This window comes from Micromonospora sp. CV4, assembly GCF_003667455.1.
In the GTDB taxonomy this organism is placed as follows: Bacteria; Actinomycetota; Actinomycetes; order Mycobacteriales; family Micromonosporaceae; genus Micromonospora.
This window is the reverse complement of the sequence record NZ_RCVI01000279.1, coordinates 1-12,835: the sequence shown is the minus strand read 5'-3', so window position 1 is coordinate 12,835 and position 12,835 is coordinate 1. Positions and strand designations below refer to the sequence as shown.

Genomic DNA, 12,835 nt, shown 5'->3' with positions numbered 1-12,835 from the left:
AAAACGGCGACGGGCCCCCCGGGGAGGGGCCCGTCGCCGTCGATGCGAACTGGTCAGGCGGGGACGGGGCTCAGCTCGTCCCGCCGCTCGGGCCGGGTGTCGGCGACCGGCTCCGGGTCGGTCAGGTCCCGCCGCCCGGCGGACTCGTAGGCGGCCCGGTCGAGGGTGCCCTCCCGGGCGGCGACCACGGTCGGCACCAGCGCCTGCCCGGCCACGTTGGTGGCGGTCCGGACCATGTCCAGGATCGGGTCGATGGCCAGCAGCAGGCCGGCGCCGGCCAGCGGCAGGCCCAGAGTGCTCAGGGTGAGGGTGAGCATCACGATCGCGCCGGTCAGGCCGGCGGTGGCCGCCGAGCCGACCACCGAGACGAAGGCGATCAGCAGGTAGTCGGTGACGCCGAGGTCCACGCCGAACACCTGCGCCACGAAGATCGCGGCCAGTGCCGGGTAGATCGCGGCGCAGCCGTCCATCTTCGTGGTGGCGCCGAACGGCACCGCGAACGAGGCGTACTCACGGGGCACGCCGAGCCGCTCGACGGAGCGCTGGGTCACCGGCATGGTGCCCACCGAGGAGCGGGACACGAAGGCCAGCTCGATCGCGGGCCACGCGCCGGCGAAGAAGCGCAGCGGGTTGAGCCGGCCGGCGGTGATCAGCACCAGCGGGTAGACCACGAACAGCACGATGGCGCAGCCGACGTAGACGGCGGTGGTGAACTTCGCGAGGGGGGCCAGCAGGTCCCAGCCGTACGAGGCGACGGCGTTGCCGATCAGGCCGAGGGTGCCGATCGGGGCGAGTCGGATGACCCACCAGAGCGCCTTCTGGACGATCTCCAGCAGCGAGCGGTTCAGCGCCACGAACGGCTCGGCGGCGTCGCCCACCAGCAGCGCCGCGGCACCGACCACCAGGGCGAGGAAGACGATCTGGAGCACGTTGCCCTCGACGAACGCGCCGACCGGGTTGGTGGGCACGATGCCGGTGAGGAAGTCGGTCCACGAGCCGGTGTTCTTCGGCGGGGCGGCGCCGCCCAGGTCGAGGGTCACGCCCCGGCCCGGGTTGACGATCAGGCCGAGGCCGATGCCGATGGCCACCGAGATCAGTGCGGTGATGCCGAACCACATCAGGGTCTTCAGCGCGAGCCGGGCGGCGTTGGCCACGCCGCGCAGGCTGACGACGCTGACCACGATGGCGGTGAAGACCAGGGGCGGCACGGCCAGCTTGAGGAGCTGGACGAAGAGGCTGCCGACGGTGTGCAGGGTGCTGGTGAGCCAGCTCAGGTCGTTGGTGCGGGCCAGGAAGCCGAGCGCCACGCCGAGCACGAGGCCGAGCAGGATCTGCACGGAGAAGGGAATCTTGCGCAGGCCGAAGGGCATGAGAATTGATCCAATTGTCTGGGCTGAACGGGTTAGGCGTGGGAGCGCAGCTACGCCGGACAGATGCCGCTGGCCTGCAGTCGAAGATCGACATACAGGCGAACGGTGAGGTCCCAGACATTGGTCATCGCCAGCCGACGATACGCCGATGGCGGGTCATCGCAAGGAGCAGTCGGGGTGACGCTCCTTACACGCGCACCGGCCAGCCGCACACGGGGGCCCTTCTCACCTGCGGGTGAGGGCGAGCGCGGCGGCGGTGGTGAGGCCCCACAGGATCGCCAGCGCGAGGATCAGCCGCTCCAGCACGCCCACCAGGGCGCCCCGACCGATGACGAGCAGGGCCAGCCCCACCGTGGCGCACAGCGGAAGGCTCAGCGCGGCGGCCCCGCCGGACAGCCAGCGTACCGCCCGATCGACCGGGCCGGACACGGCGAGCGCGACCATGGCGAACACCACCGACGCGGTCGCCGCGATGCTCGCGCCGCCGTGCACGAGGTCCGCGACCGTGGCCCGCTCGAACGGTGGCAGCGGGCAGCCGGCGGAGCAGGTCACCGACCCGGACGCGGCGGTGAACACCGCACCGGCGGCGAGCAGCGCGGGCGCCGCCCGCACCCCGGGGGGCAGGGCCGCGGCGAGCAGCAGCAGCGAGCCGGCCAGCGCGAGGATCCCGAACCGGTACGTCGTGGCGTGGCCGTTGCCGGCGATGCCCGCCTCGCTGACGTACCCGGTGACCCCCGGCCCTGGACCGGCGATCACCGCGACCGTCACCGCGACCGCACCGGCCAGTCCGGCGCCGGCGGCGGCCCACCCGGCGACCCGGCGCGCGACGTCCGCCCGGGTTGCCGGCGCGGTCGTGGTGCCGGGCCGAGCCGGCTCAGCCACGCCCGTGCGGCGTGATCCAGCCGGACTCGTCCGGTCCGAGTGGCACGATGCCGCTCGGATTGATCTCCCGGTGGGTGCCGTAGTAGTGCCGCTTGATGTGGTCGAAGTCCACCGTCTCGCCGAAGCCCGGGGTCTGGAACAGGTCCCGGGCGTACGCCCAGAGCACCGGCATCTCGGTCAGCTTCTGCCGGTTGCACTTGAAATGCCCGTGGTACGCGGCGTCGAAGCGGACCAGCGTGGTGAACAGCCGCACGTCGGCCTCGGTGATCGTGTCGCCCATCAGGTACCGCTGCCCGGCCAGCCGGTCGGAGAGCGCGTCCAGCCGGGCGAAGAGCGCCCGGAACGCCTCGTCGTACGCCTCCTGCGAGGTGGCGAAGCCGCACCGGTAGACGCCGTTGTTGACGTCGGTGTGGATCTCGGCCATCAACGCGTCCATCTCGGCGCGCATCTCGACCGGGTACAAGTCCGGCGCGTCCGGGGCGTGCAGCCGCCGCCACTCAGTGGAGAAGTCGAGGGTGAGCTGCGGGTAGTCGTTGGTGACCACCCGGCCGGTCAGCGTGTCGACCAGCGCCGGAACGGTCACCCGGCCGGTGTAGTCCGGGTCGGTGGCCAGGTACGCCTCGGAGAGGAAGCTGACGCCGAGCACCGGGTCGAAGCCGTCCGGGTCGAGGGCGAACGCCCAGCCCCGCTCGTCCCGGATCGGGTCGACGGTGCCCAGCGAGATCGCGTCGTCCAGCCCGAGCAGGCCGCGCACGATCCGGGCCCGGTGCGCCCACGGGCAGGCGCGGCACCAGATCAGCCGGTAGCGGCCGGCTTCCAGCGGCCAGCGGTCCTGCTCGTCCGGGCCACCGCCGGGCGGGGAGGTCGAGTCCGGCGTGACCCGGCCGGTGAACCGGTTGGGCTGGCGGACGAACGCGCCGCCGCCGCTGGTCTCTGCGCTGAACTGGGCCCGAGCCATGCCGTCAACCTATCGGCTGTGGGCGCGGATATCCTGGCGGCTGGCAGCCCGCACGACCCCGGTGGGCGCCTCCACCCCCCGCCGTCTCCACCCCGAAGGACTCGCGATGACCGTGGCATACCTGGTGGCCGGTGTCCGCACCCCGATCGGCCGGTACGCCGGCGCGCTGGCCGGTGTCCGTCCCGACGACCTGGCCGCGCACGTGATCCGCGAGCTGGTCGACCGGCACCCGTCGGTGGACTGGGCCCGCGTGGACGACGTCGTGCTCGGCTGCGCCAACCAGGCCGGCGAGGACAACCGCAACGTGGCCCGGATGGCGGCGCTGCTGGCCGGCCTGCCCGAGGAGGTGCCGGGCAGCACGGTCAACCGCCTGTGCGGCTCGGGGCTGGACGCCCTCGCCACCGCCGCCCGTTCCATCGTGGCCGGGGACGCGGAGCTGGTGGTCGCCGGCGGGGTGGAGAGCATGAGCCGGGCGCCGTTCGTCATGCCGAAGGCGACGTCGGCGTACTCCCGCTCGGCCGAGGTGCACGACACCACGCTGGGCTGGCGGCTGGTCAACCCGCTGATGCGGGACGGCTGGGGCATCGACTCGATGCCGGAGACGGCGGAGAACGTGGCCGCCGAGTACGGCGTCAGCCGGGCCGAGCAGGACGCCTTCGCGTACCGCTCGCAGCAGCGCGCGGCCAAGGCCCAGGCCGACGGCCGGTTCGCCGAGGAGATCGTGCCGATCTCCGTGCCGGCCGGCCGCCGGGAGACCCGGCTGGTCGAGGTCGACGAGCACCCTCGGGAGACCTCGCTGGAGAAGCTCGCCGCGCTGCCCACCCCGTTCCGCGAGGGCGGCACGGTGACCGCCGGCAACTCCTCCGGCGTCAACGACGGGGCGGTCGCTCTGCTGGTGGCGGGCGAGGCCGCGGTGGCCCGGTACGGCCTCACCCCGCTGGCCCGCATCGGCGGCGCGGCGGCGGCCGGCGTCCCGCCCCGGATCATGGGGATCGGCCCGGTTCCGGCCACCCGCAAGCTGCTCGACCGCGCCGGCGTCGAGTTGGGCGCGGTGGACGTGGTGGAGCTGAACGAGGCGTTCGCCGCGCAGTCCGTGGCGGTGCTGCGTGAGCTGGGGTTGCCCGCGGACGCCGAGCACGTCAACCCGAACGGCGGCGCCATCGCGTTGGGGCACCCGTTGGGCGCCAGCGGCGCCCGGCTGGCGTTGACCGCCGCCCTGGAGCTGCGCCGCCGCGGTGGCCGGCGGGCGCTGGCCACCATGTGCATCGGGGTCGGGCAGGGCATCTCGCTGCTGCTGGAGTCGGCCGTCTGAGCGCGGAAAGAGCGTGAAGGGATCTCCCGGACGGGGGAGTCCGCGGCCTAGAGTGGTCGACACCACACGACCCGCGGGTCGACCGGTGGTCGCGCGTGCCCGCCGACGCCGGTGCCGTCCCGCGCCGCGGCGATGAACTGGGGAGCACGCTGATGCCGGACGGACTGCCGACCGAGATCGATCTGACCAGGCCGAGCGCGGCCCGGGTGTACGACTACTTCCTGGGCGGGGCGCACAACTTCGAGATCGACCGTCGGCTGGCTGAGCAGATCGCCAGCATGACCCCGAATCTCGCCGCCACCATGCGCTCCGGTCGGGAGTTCCTGCGTCGGGCCGTCCGGGCTCTGCTCGACGCCGGCATCGACCAGTTCCTCGACATCGGCTCCGGAATTCCCACCGTGGGCAACGTGCACGAGGTGGCCCAGGGGGCGAACCCCAAGGCCCGGGTCGTCTACGTCGACATCGACCCGGTGGCCGTCGCGCACAGCCGGGAACTGCTCGCCGGCAACGACCTGACCGGGGTGATCCACGCCGACCTGCGCGAACCGGAGCGGATCCTCGCCGAGACCCGCCAGCTGGGGCTGATCGACTTCGGCCGCCCGATGGGCATCCTGCTGGCCGGGGTCGTGCACTTCATCCCGGACGCCGACCGGCCCGAGGACATCCTGGCCACCCTGCGGGCCGCCGCCGCACCCGGCAGCTTCCTGGTCATCTCCCACTCCACCTTCGAGGACCAGCCACAGGAGATGCTGGACGCCCAGCGGCTCTCCTCGCGCACGGACACCGAGATCACGCTGCGGTCCCGCGCCCAGGTCACCGGCTTCTTCGGCGACTGGACCGTCCTCGAACCGGGCGTCGTGCACATGCCGCTCTGGCGTCCGGATTCACCGTCCGATGTGGACGAGCACCCGGAGCGGTTCGGCGCCTTCGGGGGCGTCGCCCGGTACGACCAGCCAGCCGGCTGACCCGTGGCCGCCGTCCCGGATCCGACCGGGGGCGACGCCGGCCGGGGCGACGCCCAGGGTTACGCCGCCGACTGGGCCCGCGCGGTACGCCGTCTCGGTTTCGTGCCGCTCAGCGCGGCCGAGACCGAGCGGCTGCTGCTGGTGCATACCGTCCGGCTGGCCCAGGCGGTACGGGCCGACCCGTTCTCGGCCCGCCCGGGCGAGGAGGTCGGGCGGGCACTGGTGGAGGCGCACCTCACCGAGCCCCGGGCGCTGGAGTGGTCGCTGCGCGCCCTCGGTGCGGATTTTCCCCGCCGGGTGCTGGCCGCCGCCGACGAGCCGGCGGACCTGACCGAGCGGATCGCGGCGGTGCAGGGCGGCCTGGCCGCCGGGTTCGCCCGTGCGCTGCGTGACCGCACCTTCAGCCAGCAGGAGCGGATCGCCCGGTCGGCCTGGCAGGCGCGTGACGAGGTCGAGCAGGCGCTGCGGGACAGCGAGGCCCGCTTCCGGGCGGTCTTCACCGGCGCCGCGATCGGGATCGGCATCGCCGGGGTGGACGGTCGGATCGTCGACGTCAATCAGGCGTTCGCCGACATGCTCGGCTACTCGATCGGCGAACTGTGTGCGACCAACGTGTCGGCGTTGTTCCACGCCGACGACGCCGCCGGGATGTGGGAGCTGTACCAGGAGCTGAGCGAGGGCAAGCAGGACTCGGTCCGGGTGGAGAAGCGCTACCACCGCAAGGACGGCAGCGTGGTCTGGACGGATCTGGCCGTCTCGCTGATTCGGCACGACGACGGCCGGCCCCGGTTCACCGTCGCGATGATCGAGGACATCACCGAGCGGTACGAACTCCAGCAGCGGCTTCGCTTCCAGGCGCTGCACGACCCGCTGACCGGGCTGCCCAACCGGACGTTGTTCTTCGAGACGCTGGGCCGGGTTCTCGACACCGCCGGGCCCGGGCGGCGGGTCGGGGTGTGCTTCCTCGACCTGGACGGCTTCAAGGCGATCAATGACAGCCTCGGTCACGACCTCGGTGACCGGCTGCTGGTGACGATCGGCCGGCGGCTGGCCGAGTGCGTGGCCGACCACGGCCACCTGGTCGCCCGGATGGGTGGCGACGAGTTCGTCATCCTGGTCGAGGGCGGGGACGACCTCGGCGACGCGGTGGCCGTTGCGGAGGCCGCGTTGGCCGCCGTAGCCGCCCCGGTGCACGTCGATGACCAGCAACTGGCCGTCTCGGCCAGCGTGGGCATCGTGGAGTGCCTAGCCGCCGCGACCACCGCCTCGGAGTTGATGAAGGCCGCCGACACCACGCTCTACTGGGCCAAGGCCGCGGGCAGGGGCCGGTGGGCGGTGTACGACCCGGAGCGCAGCGCCCGGGACATCGCGCGGTCGGCGTTGGTCGCCGGGTTGCCGGCGGCGCTGGACCGGGGCGAGTTCGTGCTGCACTACCAGCCGATCGTGTCGCTGCTGGAGGGCACCATGCTCGCGGTGGAGGCGCTGGTCCGTTGGGAGCATCCGGAGCTGGGCCTGATCGGTCCGGACCGGTTCATCGGCCTGGCCGAGGAGACCGGCCTGATCGTGCGGCTCGGCGAGTGGGTGCTGCGGCGGGCCTGCCGCGACGCCGAGCGGTGGTGGCGGGAGTTCCCCGACGCCCGGTTGGTGGTCAGCGTCAACCTGGCCGGCCGGCAGGCCGACGACCCGGCGATCGTGGAGACGGTGGCCGACGCGCTGGCCACCAGCGGGCTGCCGGCGGAGCTGCTGCAGTTGGAGCTGACCGAGAGCGCCGTGATGGGTAGCGCGGGTGAGCCGTTGCGCAGCCTGCACCGGCTCGCCGCGCTGGGCGTGCGGCTCGCGGTGGACGATTTCGGCACCGGGTACTCCAACCTCGCGTACCTGCGGCGGCTGCCGATCCACTGCCTGAAGCTGGCCGGTCCGTTCGTCGAGGGTATTCGCGCCGACGGGGCGGACGCCGTGGCCGACCACCGTGACGAGCGGATCGTCGACGCGTTGGTCCGGTTGGCGCACGCGCTGGAGCTGTGGGTCACCGCCGAGGCGGTGGAGACCGGCGTGCAGGCGGAGCGGCTGCGGGCGCTGCGCTGCGACACCGGGCAGGGGAGATACTTCGGCGCTCCGGCGCCAGCTGAGGCGATCACCGGCCGGTTGCGCCGCGGGTTGGCGAAGTGAGCGCGCGGTTTTTCCGGCCCGGCATGGCCCGACGGCGGCAACGGATGGTGACAGCGTGAGCCTGACCGACTCGCAGACGGCGGTGACCGTGGTGGCCGCGTTGGCCATCCTGGCGGGGCTGGCCGGCGTGGTGGTGCCCGGTCTGCCGGCGCTACCGCTGTGCTGGGGCGGGGTGCTGGTCTGGGCGGTCTTCGGCGGCGCCGGCCCGGGTGGCTGGGCGGTGTTCGCCGCCGCGACGCTGGTCGCCGCCGGCGGCACCGTCATCAAGTACGCGTGGCCCGGGCGGAACCTGAAACGCACGGGTGTGCCGACGTCCACGCTGCTCGCCGGCGGGGTGCTCGGGATCGTCGGGTTCTTCGTGGTGCCGGTGGTCGGATTGGTGCTCGGCTTCGTCGCCGGAGTGTGGGCAGCGGAGCGGCTGCGACTGGGCAGCAACCAGCTCGCCTGGCCGTCCACGAAGCAGGCCGTCAAGGCCGCCGGCCTGTCCATGCTGGTCGAGTTCCTCGCGGGCGTGGTCATCGCCGCCCTCTGGCTGACCGGCCTCCTCCTAACCTGACCCCCACCCCGTTCTTTCCGGGGTGATCAAGAGATTTGCGTCAGACAGAACGCGAATTCTGACGCAAATCTCTTGATCACCGTGAGAAACGGGGGCGGCGGCGTGGGGTGGTGTCGGGCACGGCCGAGTGCCGTACGTGAGAGAGAGACGTGCCCCGCGCCGCCGCGGTGCCGGGCGGTCCGAGCGCCCAGCGGTGGGCCCGTCGTGATCGGGCCTGGTCACGAGGTCAAGGATGCGGGCGGGGGTGGCCGGACGGCAACGCAATTAGCCCGACGGCGGTGAGATTCCCACCGTCATCGTATTGACCGCCTTGATCGGCTGGGTCGACACTTTGCGCACTCGTACGCGGAATCACCTCAGGGAGGTGTGCAGTGGCCACGACGCCCGTGCCGACCGCCGAGCACCCGATGGACGACGACGCCCGACGGCTCGCCGAACTCGGCTACAAACAGGAGCTGCGCCGCAAGTGGAGCGGCTTCTCCAACTTCGCCATCTCGTTCTCCATCATCTCGATCCTGGCCGGCTGTTTCACCACGTTCGGCCAGGCGTGGAACAACGGCGGGCCGGTCGCCATCTCCTGGGGCTGGCCGCTGATCTCGCTGTTCATCCTGATCATCGGCTTCTGCATGGCCGAGTTGGTGTCGGCGTACCCGACCGCCGGTGGGATCTACTGGTGGGCCGCCACCATGGGACGCCCGGTGCACGGCTGGTTCACGGGCTGGCTGAACCTGATCGGCCTGGTCGCGGTCACCGCCTCGGTCGACTACGGCTGCGCGACCTTCCTCAACCTCACCCTGTCGGCGCTCTTCGACGGCTGGGCCGGCACGCTGCGCCAGGCGTTCCTGCTCTTCGTGGTCATCCTGGTGCTGCACGGACTGATCAACATCTTCGGCCACCGGATCATCGACGTGCTCCAGAACGTCTCCGTCTGGTGGCACGTGGCCGGGGCGGCGGCCGTGGTGGCCATCCTGGTTCTCGTTCCGGACAACCACCAGAGCTTCCAGTTCGTGTTCACCGAGCGGTTCAACAACTCCGGCTTCGGTGACGGGGACACCGGCGGGCTGACCTTCTGGTTCTACGTGCTGCCGCTGGGTTTCCTGCTCACCCAGTACACGATCACCGGCTTCGACGCCTGCGCGCACGTCTCCGAGGAGACCCGGGGCGCCTCGCAGGCCGCCGCCCGTGGGCTCTGGCAGTCCATCTTCTACTCTGCGGTCGGCGGCTGGATCCTGCTGCTGGCGTTCCTCTTCGCGGCCACCGACGTCGAGGCGGTCAACGCCGCCGGCGGATTCTCCGGCGCCATCTTCGAGTCCGCGCTCACCCCGGTCTTCTTCAAGATCGTCATCATCATCTCCACCATCGGGCAGTTTTTCTGCGGCATGAGCTGCGTGACCTCGATGAGCCGGATGGCGTACGCGTTCAGTCGCGACCGCGCCGTGCCGGGCTGGCGACTCTGGTCGAAGGTCGACCGCAACGGCACCCCGGTCAACGCGATCATCGGAGCGACCCTGGCCGGCCTGGCGCTCACCCTGCCGGCGCTCTACGAGAGCTCGGCCGGCATCCCGATCGCCTTCTACGCCGTGGTCTCCGTCGCGGTTCTCGGGCTCTACCTGTCCTTCCTCATCCCGATCGCGCTGCGCCTGCGGATGGGCGACCGGTTCGTCCCCGGGCCGTGGACGCTCGGGCGGAAGTACAAGCTGCTCGGCTGGATCGCGGTGATCGAGATCGCGGTCATCGCCGTCTACTTCGTGCTGCCGATCGTGCCCGCCGGGGTGCCCGGCAACGACGGGTTCACCTGGTCGGCGGTGAACTACGCGCCGTTGGCCGTGGGCGGGGTGCTGCTGGTGGTCGCCGTCTGGTGGTACGCCTCGGCCCGGAAGTGGTTCGCCGGTCCCGTGCGTACCGTCGACGACCCGACGCCGGCGCCCGACCCGGCGCCGGTCGACGGGCCGGGCTGACCCCCGCCCGCCGGCGGATCAGGGCTGCGCTGGACCCGCTCAGGGCTGCGCCGGACCCGCGTGGAATTCGACGCGACCGGCGGGCGGCGGTTGCCGCTCGCCGGTCGTGAAGCGCAGGACGCGGTCGTCGGTAGCCGCCGGCGTGCCGCGGCCGTCGCGGTTGCTGGTGGCCACCCAGAGCGAGCCGTCGGGTGCCCTCTCGACGGTACGGAGACGACCGTAGGCACCCACGAGTTCGGCGGACGGCGTGCCGACCTGACCGGACGGGCTCACCGGCACCGCCCACAGCCGTGCACCGCGGAGCGCGGCGACGAACAGGGTGCCGTTGGTGAAGGCGGCGCCGCTCGGGGACGCCTGGGCGGGGGGCCAGACGACGACCGGATCACGGAACCGGGGGTCGGTGCTCCGACCCTCCACGATCGGCCAGCCGTAGTTGCCGCCGCGGACGATGAGGTTCACCTCGTCCCACGTGTTCTGGCCGAACTCGGTGGCGAACAGCCGGCCGCGCGCGTCCCAGGTGAGACCCTGCACGTTGCGGTGGCCGTAGCTGTACACCGGCGATCCGGAGAACGGGTTGTCGGCCGGAATGCCGCCGTTCGGCCGGATCCGCAGGATCTTGCCGTTCCGGCTGGCCAGGTTCTGCGCGTTGGCCGGAACGCCGGCGTCGCCGATGCCGGCGTAGAGCATCCCGTCCGGGCCGAAGGCGATCCGGCCGCCGTCGTGGACGGACGCCCGCGCGAGGCCGCTGAGGATCACCTGCTGGGACTGCGGCGCGCTCAGCCGGAACCGCACGATGCGGATGTCCGAGGCGGTGGTGAAGCAGACGTAGACCCACCGGTCCAGCAGGTACCGGGGCGAGACGGCCAGGCCGAGCAGCCCGGCCTCGCCGCCGCCGACCACCCCGGCGATCCGGGCGACCTGCACGGGTGGGCGGCCCGGTCGCAACCGCAGCACGGTGCCCTGGTCGCGTTGGGCGACGAGGGCGCTGCCGTCGGGCAGGAAGTCGAGCCCCCAGGGCGCCTCCAGCCCGGTCGCGACCACCTGCGGCTCAGAAAAGTCGACATCGCCAGCCCCCAGCGCGGTGGCCGCCCCGTGCGCGGGCCGCACGCCCGCCTCGGCGTTCGCCGGCGTGCCGAGCCCGACGGCGAGGACGGCGACGGCCAGGATGACTCGAAGACGCATGAGAACTCCTCGCGTGGTTTGCCGCCGATCGGACCGGGGGCATTGACGGTGATCCGGATTGCCAGTAGACCTTGTGATGGAGGCCCGCTGATGAGCAGAACGCCGTTCACGCTGGAAGAGTTGCGGGTCGCCGTCCAGGCCGGCGAGATCGACACCGTCGTGCTGGCCCTGGTCGACATGCAGGGCCGCCTGCAGGGCAAACGGTTCCACGCGCCGTTCTTCCTCGATCAGGTGGTCGAGCACGGCAGCGAGGGGTGCAACTACCTGCTCGCCGTGGACGTGGACATGAACACCGTCGACGGGTATGCGATGTCGAGCTGGGAGCGCGGCTACGGCGACTTCGCGATGGTGCCGGACCTCAGCACGTTGCGCCGGATGCCGTGGCAGCCGGGGTCCGCGCTGCTGCTGGCCGACCTGACCTGGCTGGACGGCTCCGGCGATGTGGTCGCCTCGCCCCGGCAGATCCTGCGCCGGCAGCTGGGCCGGCTGGCCGAGCACGGGCTGACCGCGTACGCCGGCACCGAGCTGGAGTTCGTGCTGTACCGCGACTCGTACGAGGACGCCTGGCGGCGCGGCTACCGCGACCTCACCCCGGCCAACCAGTACAACGTGGACTACTCGCTGCTCGGCACCGCCCGGGTGGAGCCGCTGCTGCGCCGGATCCGCACCGAGATGGCCGGCGCCGGTCTCACCCCGGAGAGCGCCAAGGGCGAGTGCAACCTCGGCCAACACGAGATCGCCTTCCGCTACGACGAGGCGGTGGCCTGCGCCGACCACCACGTGATCTACAAGAACGGGGCGAAGGAGATCGCCGCCCAGGAGGGCATGGCGATCACCTTCATGGCCAAGCCGAACGCGCGGGAGGGCAACTCCTGCCACATCCACTTCTCCCTGCGCGACACCACCGGCGGGTCGGCGATGCTCGGCGACGGGCCCGCGCACCTGTCCGAGACCGGGCAGCGGGTGCTCGCCGGGCTGCTGGCCACGATGCGCGAGTTCAGCCTGCTCTTCGCCCCGAACATCAACTCCTACAAGCGGTACCAGCCGGGGTCGTTCGCCCCGACGGCGCTGCGCTGGGGGGTGGACAACCGCACCTGCGCGCTGCGGGTGGTCGGCCACGGGCAGGGCATGCGGGTGGAGAACCGGGTGCCCGGCGCCGACGTCAACCCGTACCTGGCGATCGCCGGGCTGGTCGCCGGCGCGCTGCACGGCATCGAGCGCGAGTTGGAGTTGGGGCCGGAGTGCACCGGCAACGCGTACGAGGACCCGGAGGCCGAGCGCGTGCCCGGCACCCTGCGCGACGCCCTGACCCTGTGGGAGCAGTCCACGGCTGCCGAGGAAGCCTTCGGCCCCGAGGTCGTCGCCCACTACGCCAACCAGGCCCGTGTGGAGCTGGCAGCCTTCGACGCGGCGGTAACCGACTGGGAGCTGACCCGTGGCTTCGAACGCCTCTAACCCACTCCCCAGCCCCGCCCCCCGGCGC

Annotated in this window: 10 protein-coding genes; 6 read left to right on the top strand and 4 right to left on the bottom strand. The window is 72.2% G+C overall.

Features of this window, described 5'->3' with window-relative positions:
* Positions 1–53 precede the first annotated feature (53 nt).
* The 3 genes from EAD98_RS17965 to EAD98_RS17955 form a co-directional block, all read right to left on the bottom strand.
* Positions 54–1,358, bottom strand: a complete 1,305-nt coding sequence (locus tag EAD98_RS17965) for a dicarboxylate/amino acid:cation symporter (RefSeq protein ID WP_199723456.1) — start codon at positions 1,356–1,358, stop codon at positions 54–56.
* Positions 1,359–1,595: 237 nt separating this feature from the next.
* Positions 1,596–2,252, bottom strand: coding sequence for a DUF998 domain-containing protein (locus EAD98_RS17960; protein ID WP_121655215.1), 657 nt, complete (start codon positions 2,250–2,252; stop codon positions 1,596–1,598).
* Positions 2,245–3,210 (bottom strand): glutathione S-transferase family protein, encoded by a 966-nt coding sequence (locus EAD98_RS17955; protein ID WP_121655214.1) that lies wholly within the window; start codon positions 3,208–3,210, stop codon positions 2,245–2,247. The genes EAD98_RS17960 and EAD98_RS17955 overlap by 8 nt, the downstream gene beginning before the upstream one ends.
* Before the next feature lie 106 nt (positions 3,211–3,316).
* Here EAD98_RS17955 and pcaF point away from each other — a divergent pair, with 106 nt between their 5' ends.
* The 5 genes from pcaF (at position 3,317) to EAD98_RS17930 (ending at position 10,170) form a co-directional block, all read left to right on the top strand.
* The gene (gene pcaF / locus EAD98_RS17950; protein WP_121655213.1) at positions 3,317–4,522 is read left to right on the top strand and encodes a 3-oxoadipyl-CoA thiolase; all 1,206 of its coding nucleotides are present in this window, start codon (positions 3,317–3,319) and stop codon (positions 4,520–4,522) included.
* 152 nt (positions 4,523–4,674) lie between these two features.
* Positions 4,675–5,487: an SAM-dependent methyltransferase gene (locus EAD98_RS17945; protein WP_121655255.1), complete on the top strand. Its 813-nt coding sequence runs from the start codon at positions 4,675–4,677 to the stop codon at positions 5,485–5,487.
* Positions 5,488–5,490: 3 nt separating this feature from the next.
* Positions 5,491–7,656 (top strand): bifunctional diguanylate cyclase/phosphodiesterase, encoded by a 2,166-nt coding sequence (locus EAD98_RS17940; RefSeq protein ID WP_121655212.1) that lies wholly within the window; start codon positions 5,491–5,493, stop codon positions 7,654–7,656.
* A 55-nt stretch (positions 7,657–7,711) separates the two neighbouring features.
* Complete coding sequence (locus EAD98_RS17935; RefSeq protein WP_121655211.1) at positions 7,712–8,212, top strand: DUF456 domain-containing protein; 501 nt, start codon at positions 7,712–7,714, stop codon at positions 8,210–8,212.
* A 371-nt stretch (positions 8,213–8,583) separates the two neighbouring features.
* Positions 8,584–10,170: an amino acid permease gene (locus EAD98_RS17930; protein WP_121655210.1), complete on the top strand. Its 1,587-nt coding sequence runs from the start codon at positions 8,584–8,586 to the stop codon at positions 10,168–10,170.
* A gap of 39 nt (positions 10,171–10,209) precedes the next feature.
* Here EAD98_RS17930 and EAD98_RS17925 read toward each other — a convergent pair whose 3' ends face one another.
* Positions 10,210–11,352: a sorbosone dehydrogenase family protein gene (locus tag EAD98_RS17925; protein WP_121655209.1), complete on the bottom strand. Its 1,143-nt coding sequence runs from the start codon at positions 11,350–11,352 to the stop codon at positions 10,210–10,212.
* A 90-nt stretch (positions 11,353–11,442) separates the two neighbouring features.
* Here EAD98_RS17925 and EAD98_RS17920 point away from each other — a divergent pair, with 90 nt between their 5' ends.
* Positions 11,443–12,807: a glutamine synthetase family protein gene (locus tag EAD98_RS17920; RefSeq protein ID WP_121655208.1), complete on the top strand. Its 1,365-nt coding sequence runs from the start codon at positions 11,443–11,445 to the stop codon at positions 12,805–12,807.
* The last annotated feature ends 28 nt before the right edge of the window (positions 12,808–12,835 follow it).